This is a genomic window from Flavobacterium sp. GW821-FHT12A05 (assembly GCF_058807735.1).
Map to the genome: position 1 here is coordinate 423,427 of NZ_JBXAQY010000002.1, position 16,338 is coordinate 439,764.

13 protein-coding genes are annotated in these 16,338 nt (G+C 34.2%); all 13 read right to left on the minus strand.

What is annotated here, in order from left to right:
• Positions 1 to 2: 2 nt before the first annotated feature.
• On the minus strand, positions 3 to 248 hold the full coding sequence (locus AC1RRQ_RS05220) for a hypothetical protein (RefSeq protein WP_493021969.1): 246 nt from the start codon (positions 246 to 248) through the stop codon (positions 3 to 5).
• On the minus strand, positions 238 to 780 hold the full coding sequence (locus tag AC1RRQ_RS05225) for a DUF420 domain-containing protein (protein ID WP_493021970.1): 543 nt from the start codon (positions 778 to 780) through the stop codon (positions 238 to 240). The genes AC1RRQ_RS05220 and AC1RRQ_RS05225 overlap by 11 nt, the downstream gene beginning before the upstream one ends.
• A 2-nt stretch (positions 781 to 782) precedes the next feature.
• Positions 783 to 1,469 (minus strand): SCO family protein, encoded by a 687-nt coding sequence (locus AC1RRQ_RS05230; protein ID WP_493021971.1) that lies wholly within the window; start codon positions 1,467 to 1,469, stop codon positions 783 to 785.
• An 11-nt stretch (positions 1,470 to 1,480) separates the two neighbouring features.
• Positions 1,481 to 2,137 carry a hypothetical protein gene (locus tag AC1RRQ_RS05235; protein WP_493021972.1) on the minus strand — a complete coding sequence of 219 codons (657 nt, stop codon included), beginning with the start codon at positions 2,135 to 2,137 and terminating at the stop codon, positions 1,481 to 1,483.
• A gap of 78 nt (positions 2,138 to 2,215) precedes the next feature.
• The gene (locus tag AC1RRQ_RS05240; RefSeq protein ID WP_493021973.1) at positions 2,216 to 2,566 is read right to left on the minus strand and encodes a cytochrome C oxidase subunit IV family protein; all 351 of its coding nucleotides are present in this window, start codon (positions 2,564 to 2,566) and stop codon (positions 2,216 to 2,218) included.
• An 18-nt stretch (positions 2,567 to 2,584) separates the two neighbouring features.
• Positions 2,585 to 3,571 (minus strand): cytochrome c oxidase subunit 3, encoded by a 987-nt coding sequence (locus tag AC1RRQ_RS05245; protein ID WP_493021974.1) that lies wholly within the window; start codon positions 3,569 to 3,571, stop codon positions 2,585 to 2,587.
• A gap of 42 nt (positions 3,572 to 3,613) precedes the next feature.
• Positions 3,614 to 4,201 (minus strand): cytochrome c oxidase subunit 3, encoded by a 588-nt coding sequence (locus AC1RRQ_RS05250; protein ID WP_493021975.1) that lies wholly within the window; start codon positions 4,199 to 4,201, stop codon positions 3,614 to 3,616.
• 2 nt (positions 4,202 to 4,203) lie between these two features.
• A complete protein-coding gene (cyoE, locus tag AC1RRQ_RS05255; protein ID WP_493021976.1) occupies positions 4,204 to 5,106 on the minus strand; it encodes a heme o synthase in 903 nt (300 codons plus the stop codon).
• A gap of 156 nt (positions 5,107 to 5,262) precedes the next feature.
• Entirely contained in the window at positions 5,263 to 7,377 is a 2,115-nt protein-coding gene (locus tag AC1RRQ_RS05260) for an energy transducer TonB (protein WP_493021977.1), read from the minus strand.
• A 19-nt stretch (positions 7,378 to 7,396) separates the two neighbouring features.
• Positions 7,397 to 8,140 (minus strand): deoxyribose-phosphate aldolase, encoded by a 744-nt coding sequence (gene deoC / locus AC1RRQ_RS05265; protein ID WP_493021978.1) that lies wholly within the window; start codon positions 8,138 to 8,140, stop codon positions 7,397 to 7,399.
• Between the two features lie 115 nt (positions 8,141 to 8,255).
• Positions 8,256 to 8,639 (minus strand): VanZ family protein, encoded by a 384-nt coding sequence (locus AC1RRQ_RS05270; protein WP_493021979.1) that lies wholly within the window; start codon positions 8,637 to 8,639, stop codon positions 8,256 to 8,258.
• A complete protein-coding gene (gene gcvH / locus AC1RRQ_RS05275) occupies positions 8,632 to 9,012 on the minus strand; it encodes a glycine cleavage system protein GcvH (protein ID WP_053471664.1) in 381 nt (126 codons plus the stop codon). The genes AC1RRQ_RS05270 and gcvH overlap by 8 nt, the downstream gene beginning before the upstream one ends.
• Positions 9,013 to 9,097: 85 nt before the next feature.
• A complete protein-coding gene (gene sov / locus AC1RRQ_RS05280; RefSeq protein ID WP_493021980.1) occupies positions 9,098 to 16,318 on the minus strand; it encodes a T9SS outer membrane translocon Sov/SprA in 7,221 nt (2,406 codons plus the stop codon).
• Positions 16,319 to 16,338 lie beyond the last annotated feature (20 nt).

Here is a 16,338-nt window from a genome sequence, read left to right on the forward strand (position 1 = left end):
AATTATAATTCTGCCTTTTTCTTTTTAGATCGGTACATCTTATAAATAAGAAACCCTATTATTGCTACAAGTAAATACGGGATTATCATTAAAAAAACGATTCCGTCATTTACAGCTTCTGCCTTTTTTATATTCGAATCTCCCGCAAGTGCAGCACGACACATAGCGCATTGAGCATTAGCCGAAATTCCAATTAGGAAAATACAAATTCCAAGAATGAATTTTTGAATTTTATTTTTAGTATACATAGTACGGAGAAATCATTAAATAAACCACAACACCTGTTACCGCAACATATAACCAAAGCGGAAAAGTAATTTTAGCTATTTTTTTATGTCTGTCAAATCTTTGCGCAAGCGCTCTTACATAACTAATTAACACTAACGGAATAATTGCGATAGACAATAAAATATGGGTTACTAAAATAAAGAAATATACATAACGTATAATTCCTTCACCTCCAAATTTAGTCGAATCTGAAGTCATGTGATACGCAACATACATCACTAAAAATGCAACAGACAATGCAATAGCAAAAGTCATTAAACGTTCGTGCAGTTTTCGTTTTCCGTTTTTAATAGCAATAACAGCCCAAACTAAAACAACTGCTGTGATACCATTTGTAGTGGCATAAATTGGAGGTAAAAATGAAAGCGGCTCAACATTGAATCCGAAATCTTTTAATTTAACTCCGAAAAGAATTGCAACAACAACCGGAATAATGATTGAAACCGCAACGATAAATTTATTGTATTTTTTTTCTAATGAATGATCTTCCATTTTTATTCTGCTAATAATATTTTAATGTCTTGTTGAATATCTCGAACTCCTTTTTTATCTAAACCGTCATAGTAAATATTTGGATTTCCAAACTCATCTTTTCTACAACGAATGTTTCCATCTTTATCAATTAAAGCAAATAATCCTGAATGCTCAAAACCACCGCTTACTTTAGAGTTTTCGCCGGCATAAAGGTTAAATCCTTTATTAGACAAATCCATAATAGTCACTTTGTCTCCTGTTAAAAAGTTCCATGTAGACGATTTTACTCCTAATAATTTTGCATGGTCTTTTAAAACCTGAGGCGTATCATGGCCCGGATCGATTGTAATTGAAACGATCCCGAAGTTTGGATTACCAAAGAATGTTTTTTCGATTTCAAGCATGCTCATGTTCATCTTTGGGCAGATCGAAGGACAAGTTGTAAAGAAGAATTCTAAAACATACACTTTCCCTTTATACGTTTCGTTAGATATTTTAACGTTATCCTGATTTGTCAATTCAAATTTTGGAGCCGGGCCAATCGTTAATAATTTTGTGTCTTTAGAATCTTTAAGACTAACATTATCTAAACGATTTCCTTTTACAACTTCACCATTTTTAATTCTATTAACAATTTTTGGCACTGCATAGATTCCGAAAATCAAAATAACAAACGAAATCCCGATGTATGATTTATTTTTGAACATTATAAGTAAGTTTAAAGTTGTTTTGTGGCATTATGGTTCTTTTTAAGAGCAGCGCGATATTCATATAAAATGATTTTAAAATCATCAAGCATTTCATTGCTCAATTCTGATGGGTGAAAAGTATCGTATCCTTCTTTGTATTCGTCTTTTTTATCTTTATTGCCGCCTTTACGACCTCTTAAGTTTCTTTCTTTATCAACAATAAAAACATTTGAAGTACCCAATTTGTCATCCAGCTTTCCTTTTAAGTGAAGCTGATTGTAAAATGCCTGTATTTCTTCTGGCGAAGCAAAAACAAAATTCCAACCCGAAACATCTGTAAAAGGCTTAAGCGCATCTACTAATTTCTGAGCTTCTTGTTCTGTGCCAAGCGGACAGATAACTACGAACTGAAGATCTTCGAAACCGTGGTAACGCTTGTAGATTTTTTCGTTAAGATTAAAATAGTTTCCTCTGCTGCTTAAAATATCAGAACCGGAAAAACCTAAAACGGTAATTTTTTTATCTAAAGAAACTTTCTTGCCGTCGAGAGATTTCCAATTTCCAAAGTCGGCAATTTTTGGAGTAATAATGGGAAGTTTTGTAAAACTATTTACACCTGAAGCAAAAAACAAATAGGCTACAATTGGCAAAACAAAAAGCACAAAAAGAACTATATTTTTTTTCATTGTTTTAACGGAAGTTATTGAGGTACAAAAATAAAAAAAGCTCCGTTAAACGGAGCTTCTTTTCGAATTAATATCATGTTAAAAATTCCATTTAATAGTAGAATCTTTAAAAACCCCATAAATATAATGTCCTTCTGTTAACAGAATAAACAATAAATATAAAACTAGGAAGATAACTGGCGATACAACAGACCATCTAAGGCTGCTTTTTTCACCTTCCATGTGCATAAATGCCCATACTATATAATATGCTTTGAATACTGTTAAGATATAAAATATCCAGTTTAACAAATTCAAACCAACAAAATGATTAAACTCTAATGATGCTGGTTTTAAAATACCAAGGATAACTTCTACTGTAGTTACTACTGATAATAATCCGAAAACAAACCAGATTCTTTTTGTATTTGATACGTGCTCGTGTGACATAATAATTAAGATCTAAAATTAAACTAAGTAGAAAACTGTAAATACAAATACCCAAACTAAATCTACAAAGTGCCAGTATAAACCAACTTTCTCTACCATTTCGTAGCTTCTTCTTTTTTCGTAAGTTCCTAACAATACATTAAAGAAAATAATGATGTTGATGATAACTCCAGAAAATACGTGGAATCCGTGGAATCCTGTGATGAAGAAGAAGAAATCAGCAAATAATTTATTACCGTACTCATTTCTAATTAAGTTTGCACCTTCTACTACATATTTTGCCTCACTCAAACGAGCTGCAGATTCTTCTCTAGACAAAACTGTTTTCTTTTTCTCTTTAGTAAGCGTTTCTGTTCTTACTAATAACTCAGGATGAGCTTTAAAACCAGCTTGAATTTCAGCTACAGAATAAGTTGGTACTGATTCAGCACTTTCCATAAACCATTTTGCTTTTGCTCTGGTAAGTTCTTCTCTTTGTTCTGGTAATTTTACTGCAAAATCAGCAAGAGCGACTCTTTTTCCGTCTTTATCAACGAACTGCAATAAACTTCCACCATGTGTTTCAACTGCACCATATTCTCCTTTAATGAAGTTTTTCCATTCCCAAGCTTGTGAGCCTACGAAGATTAAACCTCCAATAATAGTTAAGAACATATAAACAGCCACTTTTGTTTTCTTTAATTGATGACCTGCATCAACAGCCAAAACCATTGTTACAGATGAGAAAATCAAGATAAAAGTCATTAAGGCTACATAATACATAGGAGCCGAAACGCCATGCATAAAAGGAAAGTGAGTAAACACTTCATCAGCCAATGGCCAAGTTTCAATAAATTTAAATCTAGAAAAACCATAAGCCCCTAAGAATCCTGAAAATGTTAAGGCATCCGATACGATAAAAAACCACATCATCATTTTACCATAACTTGATCCTAACGGCTGGATTTCATGACCGCCTCCCCAAGTTTTTTCGTCGTTATTTGCAGTAGTAACTGTCGCTTCCATAAAAGATATTCGTTAAAAAGTTCCCAAATTTACGTTTTTTTCTTATTTAAAGAAATATAAAAATAAAAATAATAATACCCATAATAAATCCAAAAAGTGCCAATACATCGCACCTAGTTCTATTCCAAGAGTTTGGGTCGGATTGTATTTTTGTTTAAAATGATTATAAATTATAATTAAAAGTGAAATTAGCCCGCCTGCTAAGTGCAATAGGTGCATAAGTGCAATTACATAAAGAAAAGTTGTAGTAATTGAACTACCTTGTCCTGTCATATAATAACCACTTTCTATAATTTGTCCAAAACCTGCAAACTGCAAAATCACAAACAAAATACCTAAAGCCAATGTTCCTAAAAGAAACGCGGTAGTGGCAGTTCTGTTTCCTTTTTCAATTGCTTTTTTAGCAAGAAAAAAAGTAACACTGCACCCAATAATAACCACTGTACTAAAATAAAACGCAATTGGTATTTGAAAATTCTGCAACCAATCGGCTCTTGATTTACTTACCACAAATGCACTTGTAAGTCCAGCAAACATCATGGTCATACTTACCATGGCGAACAACAAAATCAGCTTTGCCGACTTTGATTTTTGTACCTGCTCTTCACTTGTTGTTAATGTCATTTCCATAACTATCTTAAAAATTTATCTACTATAAACACAATCTGCAGTAATGAGATGTACGACACACTCACTAACATTAATGTTCTTGCTGCTTTTGCTGTTCTCAGCTGATACAAACGAACGGCATAAAACAACATCCATAAACCTAACAAAAACACTAAAACTGCAGCGATTGGCGAAATAAACAACTGTCCCGTATAGCCTAAAACCGGCAATAGTGACGCTATTATTAACCAAACTGTATATAAAATAACCTGTAAAGCTGTTTTTCTATCTTTTTTTCCTGTTGGAAGCATATAGATTCCTGCTTTAGCATAATCATCATATAAAAACCAGCCAATTGACCAAAAATGAGGGAACTGCCAGAAAAACTGAATTAAAAAAAGTGTTCCGGCTTCGATACCAAATTCTCCTGTTGCCGCTACCCAGCCTAACATAAAAGGAATTGCACCAGGAAAAGCCCCAACAAAAACCGACAATGAAGTTACGGTTTTTAATGGTGTATATACGCTAGTATATAAAAATATTGAAATTGCAGCAAACATTGCCGACTTAGCATTTATGGTATACAACAATGCAATACCAATAATAGTAAGCAGACTTGCTACAATTAATGCTGTTATTGGAGTCATACGTCCTGAAGGAACCGGACGATTTTTTGTACGATCCATTAAAGAATCGATATCTTTTTCTATTACCTGATTAAAAGCATTTGAAGCCCCAACCATGGAGTATCCGCCAATTGCCAAAATTGCCAAAGTACTCCATTTAAACGGATGTTCGTCATTAACTCCTAATAAATATCCTGCTATTGAAGAGAACAAAACACTAATAGCCAAACCAGCTTTAGTAATCTCTTTGAAATCCAGAAATATTGATTTTATTGAAAATGTATTTTTAGCAGCGTTCAATACCGTAGTCTTTGTAATTTTTTTTGAGTGGTGCAAATGTACAAATTAGATTATAGAATTTAGGACTATCAATTTAGTTTTTTTCAATAAAACCTTTGCAAAATAAGAACTTGCCCATCTTTAACAGTATTATTTCGAAAAATCTTATTAAAAATTCTAATAATCAAAATACCAATTGAAGATATCCGAACGCAATCCTATTGTGAACCAAGTTGTACTTTGCTTAAATGTTGTTGCCGTTTCCTGAGTTGGATCAAAGTTTCTATAAATAAAACTTCCAAACAATTTCAAATTCGTAATTGGGTTTATTAAATATCCACCTTGAATATCGGCAATAAATACATTGGTTTTATTCCCCTGCCCTACTTTTACTCCTGTATTGTACGGACGTTTCTCATCATAACTTTTATAAATGTTTCCTCCATAATTAAAACTATCTTGTGCCGTGTCAAAATCTAAACCTCTTTTTCCAACAGTAAATTTAGCATCTGCAAAAAGACGTCCTTTATGGTAACGGCCAATTGCAACAAGTTCTTCAAAGTTTCCTCCCCATTGGTGCCCAATACTTTGATTGTTGTGCCCGTAATTGGTAATAACAGCGCTATGAGAATACACATAAGGACGCACATGGTTGTACTCTAACTGCAATAATAAATCCTTTACTTTAAAAGCATTGAAGTATTTTGCTCCTAATTGATATCCAAATTTATTTTTCCAGCTTTGTTCGCCTTTCGCCATATCTCCCACCGAAAATTCGTCCAGCAAAAACTGCCCGTATAAATTAACATTGTTATTCCATTTGTATTTTGCAGTCATACCTAAAAGTGCATTTCCACTTCTTGATGACGATGAAAACTCTACTGAACGGTAAAAAATAATTGGGTTTACAAAGTTAACGTCAAATCCTCTGTTATTTGTATCGGTCCAAACAACCGATTCAAAGAAACCAAGATTCAGTTTATTCGAAACGTTCCAGCTCAAATAGTGGTTGGCCATAAATTTTGTCGCATACGTTTTATCAACCGTTACTTCCGGGCGAACATCTTTCAGCCACATGTAAGTATTGGTATACTTGATTTTCCAGAAAGTAGTATTGATTTTAAAATACGGATATGGACTTGCTCCATCGCTTTCCAGTAAAGAACGATATCCGTCTCCAATAAAGTTTCTTCCATAACCTAATTGAAAATCAAAAATTTTACCCGGTGCAAAAGTAATATTGGCTTCTGCCAAAGGAAAATCATACGCATCTGTTTTAAATCGTTTTGCAATGCCCATTCCCGGAATAATCGCCGGATTTCCTCCAGATGGTTTCAACGTTTCGGCATATGTATTATAGTAACCTGCAAATCGTCCCTGACTTTCAAAAACCGTCGTAGTAAAGTTGATTTGTTTTCCTAAACCTCCTCTAAAATTTAAAGCACGTGTGTTTACATAAGAATAAGAAGCATCAAGATCTGAGGCTTTTCCCATTTGTAAATCTACAATCGGATTCAGCGCCAGCCAGTAATCTTCACCCTGAATCTGCACCATGTTTTCGTTCCACCATTTTCTTCCCAGCCAGGTTGAAACATTTTTTTGAAGGGATTGATTTACGGCTTTTAAGTTATAATATTTCGAAACCTCAGCATAAGTATACGGTTTAGAAGCAGTATGATTATTAGTTCCCACTTGATTCATTGCGCCATCAAATTGTGCATAATAACTATGAGAGAAAGGGATATTCAAATGGCTTTCGAATTCCGGCATATTGTATTTTTTATACACAATACTATCCAGTTCGGTCATTGGTTTTTCAACTGGCTTTAAAATTTCAGCCGCAGCCAAAGCTTCTGCCGCAATTTGATCCGAGTTTTTTAAAGGGATATCAATTGAAATGGTATACTTAGAATAAGTTGGTCTTCCGTTATAAGTTGAAGGTTTAATTTTTGGAAATTTACCAAAAACTCGTTTTGCTTCTTCTGCCAGATTATCATTTACGGCATTTACATAAATTACTTTAAACTCTCCGTTAACATCAACTTCAAAAAGAACTTTTACTTCTCCTTTGTAATTGTTTTGTTTTAAGTCTGCAGGAACCTGAAAATTATTATAAACAAAATCCTGGACTTCCTTGTAGAAGCAATTTTCCAGTTTTTTAGTTTGAAGATTTTCACAGCTTGGAAAAATCGGAAACTGCTCTGCGGTAAAACCTTGCTTTATGTTTGTTTCCTGAGAAAAAGTAAACAAGGGAATTAAAATAGTAACAAAAGATAAAAAAAACTTATTCACGTAAATTTGGGGCTTTATTTTAATATTGATTTGTGGTATTTTCTCCGTTTGCAATTGCTTTTGCTGCCGAAGTTCCAATTCGCTTAACGCCTAAACGAATCATTTCTATTGCATCCTCATAAGAACGAACTCCGCCCGCCGCTTTAACCTGCAAAGGCGACGCGTTTTCCAGCATCATGATTATAGTAGGAATTGTGGCTCCGTTTGGAGCATCATTTGATGTTTTAAAAAAACCTGTTGATGATTTTACAAAAATCGAAGCGTATTCTTCTTCTTGAAAATTCGATATGACAACATTTTTTATTAAAGCACAAATCTGAATAATTTCTTTTTCATTCAAAGCTGCCACTTCAATAATCCATTTTACTGTTTTATTATTGGCCAGTCCTATCTGGGTTCCAATTAAAACTTCTTGTTTTATTATGGAAGTATCACCATTTTTAAACGCTTCATAATTACAAACAAAATCAAGGTCATCGGCACCATTTTCTATTGCTTCATTGGCTTCTTTAATCTTGGTTTCTAAACTAGATTTTCCTTCCGGGAAATCTATTACGGTGCCAACAAGTAAAGTTGAATTTGCTTTTAAGATCATTTCTTTTGCCAAACTCACATATTCGGGCCTGATCATGACGAGTTTAAATCCTTCCTGAATTGCTTCTGAAATTGCATTTGTAACGACAACACGATTTTCCTCTTCCGAAATTCCGGCTTGAGATGCTGTCTTTAAGTACGTTGAATCTAAATACTGCTTAACATTCATAATATTGAAGTTAGATCGAATGGCGCAAAAGTACATTTAAATTCATAAAAAATACGTTTTTATAAAGCTTGATTTTATGCCAATAAAAAACCCACCGAAGTGGGTAATTATATTCTTATATTTTATCGATTTGTTTTTTTAAAGCTATAGCAGTAAAAACTCCTGCGAGTGCGCCGAGTGCATTTGCTAAAACATCTGATACATCTGATGCTCTTGTTACTGTTAGAACACTTTGAAGGATTTCGATTGTTATTCCAAAGAAAACTGAAAATATAAACGAAATCAAGTATGCTTTGTAATCATTTACATCTTTTCCTTTTAATTCTTTTTTGAAAAAGACAATCCAGGAAATGGTAAAACCAAAATGAAAGCAAAAGTGCACTATCTTGTCAATACTGGGAAAACTTACAGCCGGAAGGTTACTTGAATCTGTTAAACAAAAATAAGCAATTATTCCTGAGCAAAGAATTGCCCAAATTAACAATAATTGTTTAGGCACCGATAAGTTGTTTATAAGCTTCGTCAGATAATAGAGAATCTATTTCTGATGCATCAGCAATTTTAATTTTAATCATCCATCCAGCTCCGTAAGGATCAGAGTTTACCGTTTCTGGCGCACTTTCTAAATCTTCATTAAAAGCAATAATTTCTCCTGTTAAAGGCAAGAACAAATCAGAAACTGTTTTTACAGCTTCAACTGTTCCAAAAACCTCATCTTTATCAAGTGTCTGATCTAAAGTTTCTACTTCAACATACACGATATCTCCTAACTCTTTTTGTGCAAAATGAGTAATTCCTACAGTTGCAACATCTCCTTCGATGCTAACCCATTCGTGATCTTTTGTGTACTTTAAATTTGCTGGTATGCTCATAATAGTATGTTTAAAAATTGATTTTTTAATAATTATGTCACAAATGTAACAATCTTCTAAGAAAATCTTGTTTAGAAACTTAAATTTAATTTCCGAAATTATATCGAAGCGTAAATCCTGATCTTATATTCGTTAACGGGAATGATGTCGAGATAACGGCTTTTGAGAACGAGTGATCGTAATAAAATATTGCGGTTAGGTTTTTACTAAAGGCATAATCTGCCGTTAATTTAACTGACCAGATATTTTGTCCCGCCGCCAGCTGATTGTTATCATAATCTAAATAACGTACTAATGTTTCGTTATTTCTAAGAGAGAAATCGGCTTTAATATTGATATCACTTTTGATAATTCCCGTTGGGCTGTCTGCTAATCTCGATGAAAAAATTACATCTTTAAAGCGGTAACCCAAACCAATTATGTATTCCATACCTCTTACTTCTGTCAACAAGTTATTATCAAAACTCATCGATAATGCTCTGTCTTTTTTAATTTCAGAAAGAACACGTAAAGAGCTTTTCAATTCAAAATCCATTCGAATAAGCGGGCTGAACTGCTCTACTAAATTGACATTAGACATGATCGTTTGATTATAGAAATTCGTATTAACATCCTGCACTTGCGGCGTACTGTTGTTGTAATCAAAATTAGATCTAAACTGGTTTATTGTATAAGATGCTCTATAATTGTGCTGTAATGAAAAACGTTTAAATTTATCTTTAAAGTACTTATATCTCATTAAACCATTATACTTAATACTCCAGTTTGGAATTGGGAAACTTCTAAAAATATCTGTCGATGAACTTGATGCATCACCACCTGTATAAGCTGCTAAGAAAGCAGGCAGTAAAACGGCCTGATTACTTTTTGTGTATCCAATAGGATATCCCTGATTAGCTACATAAATCTTATAATTAGGATCTGTTTCAGCCGGAATAGGGTTTAATGCATCACCATATCTTGGGATTACTGTACCTGAACCATAATGTTCTTCGGCCAAACGATTTGCAATTATCATACGGTTGTTTCTAAAATCATCAAATGCCGCCGATTCAACTTCGTTACTTGTTGAAAAAGCTGTTTTAATCATTATTGTTGAAATAGAGAACATACCATAAGTATAAGGCGATAAAGGCTTATATTCTCTTGTTGTTGGATCAACGCTGTATTGTTCTGAAGTATTTTCAGAATAAGCCCTGTCCATTGATAAATCTATTTTTAAATCTGGCAGTAAATCAATATTTGCCGTAATCTTTAAAAGTTTATTCGAAACTTGTGTAAAATTCTGGTTGAAATCCTGATACATGGTTAACCATCCGTTTTTAGCTGCTTCGTAACGTACATCGTCCTGGCTTCCAAAAATAAATCCTAAACTTGGTTTAGAGGTTCCTAAAAATCCAACACTTGGTGTATAACCCGGTAAAACAGTTCCGCTGTTTTTCGTGTAATTAATCTGCACATTTTTTACACTCGTTAAAACTCCAATAAGGCCATCATAAAACGGACTTGTACTTACTACCGGTTTTGCTGTGTTAACAATTTTCTCTCCCGGTTTTGGTGGTGCCACCGGCTTAGGTTTTGCTTGTTTTTTTGCTCCCGGCGTTAAACCAAGATATTTGTACAGCATATTCATATTCAACGTTGTGGTAAGCGTATTTGAGTTAGCATTTTGAATCGTGTTTCCTAAATCAAATACATTACCATTTGGATCTTCATATTCTGAGAATGCTGTTGAAGAACGCTGCCAGCTATAATCTGCGGTATAAGAATAACTCGCCTTAACAAAGCTGAAAATTGGAATTTTATTAATTGGAATTTCATAATTTAAAACCAATTGCTGCGCATGCTGGTTTGGTGTTCCAATATCGAAATAATCGTCCCAAATATTAAAATCTTCTTTTGGAGAATTATCATCGTTTAAGAAGTTTCTAACAATATTATTTGAGGTTGCAGAATAATTTAGTTTTAATGATTTCGTTAAGTTGAAACCGAATCCATATTGATAATTAAATGCAAAATTTCTTCTATAAAGCGGATCTAATCCAATACTTCCATTGGTTAACTCCACCTCTCTAAACTGCTGGCGATTGCTTTGTCTTAAAATATTAGTATTGAAAGATATATTAGACGGAAGGTAATTAAAATTGAAATCACTCAGCAATTTCCAATAATCACTTTTCTTCATGAATTTTGTACTCTTAAACGGCACTATTTCTTTCGGTTGGAAAGTATAAGCATAGTTTACAGCACTATTAGACTGTTCATCTTCATAACTTTCTACTTCATAATCATGACGCTCCACCTGATTATAGGATTGCGAGAATGTAAAATTCTCTACATCATAAATATGAGGTTTTTGCTCAGGTGCCCTGTCTTTTCTTACACCAATGAAGTTGATACTTTTTCGTTTTGTATAATCAACAGCACGAGTTCTAATATTGTCTTTTTCTGCCTGATCTGTAGTTTCTCTAATTAACTGATTTAATTTAATATCCTGATTAAACGGATCGTATTCCGGAGTAATTACTTCTTCGCCAATAGCATAATTAAACGGCAGATTGATTCCCCATTTTTTTGGAAGCAGTTTTCCTAAATTTAAATTTGTAACGATATTATACTGTTGTATATCTTCACGACTGCGCTCATTAGCTCCTTGTTCCAGAGATCCAAAACCAATTGTACTTTTCTTTCCAGTCGCAGAAAGAGTTGCAAAATCGGCCATATTGGTATCGACATTTAATATCGCTGCCATTCCGCCTTTGTTTTCCAAATCGGCTAAACGAAGTTCATTAAACCAGAATTCTCCTTTAAGATCTTTATGGTCAGCCCTGCTTTTTACCCCAACCATTAAGTTTCGAACCAAACCAAAGTTAGGATTTCCTTTAATACCTAAAATCAATTTATCGTCACCATCACCACCATCGACCTCTGGATCATTATCCGGGTAATAAATACCGTTAATATCTCTTTTTGGAGAACCAATATCAATATTCATTCCCTTAATTTTCATTCTTGTCAATAACTCAAGTGCTAAATCGATACTGTTCTCATCCATCCAAACCTGATCTGGACTTATCGCACAACTTCCACCTGCTTTTGTCACTTTTAACGGAATCTCAACTTGATAGAAGTTTTGTGTAAAGTCATTTCCAAAACGGATAAACCCTATCATTTCTCCATCTTCTAATGCGATTTCATTTGGTAATGATTCTGCGTGTAAGAACATTTTCAGTTTTTTGTATTGACGCATATCTACACTTACGTTTTTGAAAACAGCTCTTGAATCTTGATATTGTAAACCTGTTCCGCCTATTCTAACCGATAATGCCTGCTCGTTTTGATTGATAACAGTATTATTATTATACAATTGTTCTCTTCTAACACCCGGAGGCATTACATAGTTTACCGGACATTTCGTTCCGTTTTCCTGAATATTAACTGCTGCAACATCAAACTCTACACCATCATCGCTAGGGTTTGGATCGTTTGCATCAAGTGTTCCTGTGTATCTTCTCCACTCTCCTCTTACTAAATCTAAAGCTCCAAAACGAACTGTCATTTGATCGTTAAAACCAGTCATGAACATACGCATGAAACGAATAGATCTAAAATCAGTAATGTTTCCAATTGTATTTTGAGGTTGTGAAACCGGAATTTTAAACTGAATCCATCTTGCATTCGTTGTACTTCCATTTGGTAAATCAACCGGACCAATATCTCCTGGCTCACGAACGTCTGTAACATAATTTGATCCTGGCACCATGCCTGGCTTAATATCAATACTATATTCATAATAAGCATTGATTGTACTCATTGTATTATCACGGTTAATATCCTCAACATCCGGCAATGTTGTAGAACCACGATTAGGATCATTGATACTTACGGCTGAGTTTCCTTCTGTACCATTGTAATTTTTATAACGGTCTAAAACACCTCCTTCGGTATTTAAATAATAAGTATAATCATCTGCCGCCGGATCTGCTTCTCCTGCATAGTTTGTGTACACAGAACCTTCTCTTGAACTTGGAAGACCATCTAAACCAACGTCTTGATTTTTTCTATTATCAGGATTGGTATCAAAAGCATAAATTAAAGATTGCGATGCCGGAACGTCTCCCCAAATAGGCTGAGGATTTACCATAATCTGATCTGGTCCTAATCCGTTTTCATATTGTTTTCTTCCGTCTTTTAAAACGTCTTCTGAAATTTCACCTAAGTTGAAATATATTTTACCTGAATTTGTTGTTGGTGCTTCGCCGTTTCCAACATAAGGATCAAGAACCCAAAACTGAATATATTCTACATTTCCCTGCTCGAAGTTTGTTGAATTTAAGGCACGCATAATTCCTCCAAAATTCGAAGATGGATTACTTGTTGCAAAATCCGGGTTGTTATTGTATGGTCCTCTTTGAGAAGGATAATAAGTTAAGTCAAGTGTATTAACAACCTGAATTTGCCCTTGTGCAATATCTGTGTTTGGATATAACTCTCTACTGTAAATTCTTCTTGTCGTATTTAACGATAAATCATCATTTGAAATTCCGGATGGTTTTGAAGAATAAAAAACAGGATCGATTGTATACCATGATAATTTTGCTCTCTTGTAACCATATCTTAAATCCTCAAAATTCGCATTAAAAGTAGGATCTCCATCTGCTTTTATAAATGGTACTGAAGCTAAACTCCAAGCATAAGCAGAACGCATATCGATTGTAGACTGCGAACCTTCGAAATCATCTACATAAATAGTAGCTTCGCCTTCAAAATCACTTGCTTTTGGAGCATCTGGTCTTAAAAACGCTACTTCTCCACGGATTGATAAATTAGAAGGAACATCAGTATCAATGTTTGGAAGTTTATTTGCTAATCTTGTCAAAAACGGAACTTCTGTTGAATAATTTCCGTTAAATCCAAAGATCGTATTGTTTACCGATTCCTGACCATAACTCGATTTTTGAGTAAAAGGCCTTTCGGTCATTTTTAAAAAAGTACCACCAAGTACAAAATTATCCGAAAATTTATGTTCTACATTCAATCCCATAAATCTTCGTGTCTGCTGTCCGAAGATGGAATTGTTTTCTAACGAAACTTCGATTGGAGTATTAGAAGCCTGCAATGAAGGATCCAGAATTTGTACTCGACCTAATTGATAATCGACGCTGTAATCTATTCCTTCTACCAGAACTCTACCTGCAGCTGTAACAACAACAGAACCCTGCGGTACGTTAAATGCTCCAATTGGAATTCCGTTACTTCCAGATGATTTATATTTTCCTCTTAACAAGAATTTGTTTTTATCACTATCCTGCAATGCACCAGCTTGTGTATTACGGTACATATTTCTAAAAACGTATTTCTGCTGATTTGCATTATAGGTTGATGGATCGTTATAACTCTGACCACCATCTTTCAATTTGTCAAATATAAGTTCTCCAAATGGCTCTTTAGTGGTAAAAATAATTCGTCCGTTTTGAACATCGACCGTGATTCCAGGAATAAAATCGAAGAAACCATCTCCGCCTGTCTGCGGGTCATTATTATAATTTAAACGATCCAGATCAAAAACATTTAATAATGGGGTTTGCTCTACCTTATTATCTGATGTTGGATTTGGAGGGAAAGATGAACCTTGAACCGGAGTAATATAATTTATAGGAGAAGGATCTGTATAAAGGATGTTTAACCTGAAATCGTCTTGTTTAATTTGATACGCTTGAGGAATTTGATAAACGTTTTTCATCATCAGGTTCCAAACCGGATTTTTAACGTTTGTCAAATTACTTTTCAGCATTTTTAAAACTAAACTCTGCGTAATAATGGCCTGATTTGCATTATTGTTTCCGGTTACTACGGTACCATCAATACCATCACTTCCAAACTCCCCAACTCGATAGATCTTATCTCCAACAGTATATTCAAAAGCAACTGCCAGAATTTCGTCATTTGCTAAACGCTGCTGTAATGAGATATAACCTAACTGTGGATTAAAAGTAAATTCGTTTGCAGTAAGTTTTCTTGCATTTTCTAATACAGAATAATCTGTTGCTTCGCTTACGTTTGTATTGTTGAATCCGGATTTTGCTGTTACGATCTCTCTAATATTTGTATTTAAGAAAGAACCAGACTGACCAATTGTTGCCGGGTCGTATTTGTTATTCGTATTACTTGCCGGGCTGTTAGCTGGATTGTTAAAGAATCCTGCTGTAGAACTTATTACGACTACCTCATTATCCGGAATACCTGTAAGCTGACTTTCTCCTAAATCCTGAAGTGCAATAATGTTTCTTAAGTTGTTATTGTTTGTCGAAACCCTGTTTTGTTTATTAGTTACCCAGACTTCGATTCTTGTAATTTGAACACGACTGTCAATAAAAGGATATTTTTCTAATGAAGCGTCGTATTTATTTCTAAAATACTGCGATAAGAAAAAGTGACGATCGTTATCGTAATCAAGAGCATATAAATCGAAGTTTTGAACTGTACCTCCGTTTTCTGCTACTACACTTTTGGTCTGCGATTTTTGCTCAGAGAATACTCCCGTAAAAGTAGTTCTTCCGAATTGCAGTTTTGCTTTTACCCCAAATAAGCTTTGAGCTCCGCGAATTAAAGTACTGTTAAGCGGCATGCTGACATTACCCACTTCTATACTTTGGATAATATCATCTTCTGAAGGAGTATAGGCCAGTTTAAATAAATTCTGGAAAGCAAATGTTGACTGGGTATCGTAATTGGCATTTACCTCTAGTCTTGTTCCTATTTTCCCCATCAAACTCATGCTGATGCGCTGATCGAAGTCGAATGTAAGGCTTGATCTGTTTCGGGGTGAAAATGCGGGATTATCTTGTTTAGTGTAACGAAGACCTAAATCCATTTCGACAGAACCTGTTGGTTTTACGTCTATGGTGTTACTTCCAAATACGCTTTCAAAAAGACTTGAATTGATGTAATATCTTGGCAGTAAATCTTTTTTTGCGGCTTCGCTGTTATTCTTTTTACCATCAATGGCATCCATTTTTTTTCTAAAATAATCTCGCCTTGATTCTTTTAGAACTAAATCTTCATATTCTTTAGGAGTTAAAACCAAAGGATAATTGATGGAGAAACCATCTACAGATGTTGTGTAAATATAACGATCTGTAATGGGATCGTATTTATATGCCGAAAGTATGCTTGGAGGATTTTCTAACTCCATTTTCCCTACAGAAAACTGAGTCTTAGTTGTATCTTGAGCCGCCGGATTTACTTGTGATCGCAAAACGTTACCACAAAATAAAACCAGTAAAAAAATACAAATTTTACGCATACAATTGGTTATATAAAATT

What these genes read in the sequence shown, in the direction of transcription:
- gcvH (WP_053471664.1), bottom strand. Translation starts at nt 9,012, where the DNA reads ATGAGCATACCAGCAAATTTAAAGTACACAAAAGATCACGAATGGGTT.
- AC1RRQ_RS05230 (WP_493021971.1), bottom strand. Translation starts at nt 1,469, where the DNA reads ATGTTCAAAAATAAATCATACATCGGGATTTCGTTTGTTATTTTGATT.
- AC1RRQ_RS05220 (WP_493021969.1), bottom strand. Translation starts at nt 248, where the DNA reads ATGTATACTAAAAATAAAATTCAAAAATTCATTCTTGGAATTTGTATT.
- AC1RRQ_RS05235 (WP_493021972.1), bottom strand. Translation starts at nt 2,137, where the DNA reads ATGAAAAAAAATATAGTTCTTTTTGTGCTTTTTGTTTTGCCAATTGTA.
- deoC (WP_493021978.1), bottom strand. Translation starts at nt 8,140, where the DNA reads ATGAATGTTAAGCAGTATTTAGATTCAACGTACTTAAAGACAGCATCT.
- AC1RRQ_RS05240 (WP_493021973.1), bottom strand. Translation starts at nt 2,566, where the DNA reads ATGTCACACGAGCACGTATCAAATACAAAAAGAATCTGGTTTGTTTTC.
- AC1RRQ_RS05225 (WP_493021970.1), bottom strand. Translation starts at nt 780, where the DNA reads ATGGAAGATCATTCATTAGAAAAAAAATACAATAAATTTATCGTTGCG.
- AC1RRQ_RS05250 (WP_493021975.1), bottom strand. Translation starts at nt 4,201, where the DNA reads ATGGAAATGACATTAACAACAAGTGAAGAGCAGGTACAAAAATCAAAG.
- sov (WP_493021980.1), bottom strand. Translation starts at nt 16,318, where the DNA reads ATGCGTAAAATTTGTATTTTTTTACTGGTTTTATTTTGTGGTAACGTT.
- AC1RRQ_RS05245 (WP_493021974.1), bottom strand. Translation starts at nt 3,571, where the DNA reads ATGGAAGCGACAGTTACTACTGCAAATAACGACGAAAAAACTTGGGGA.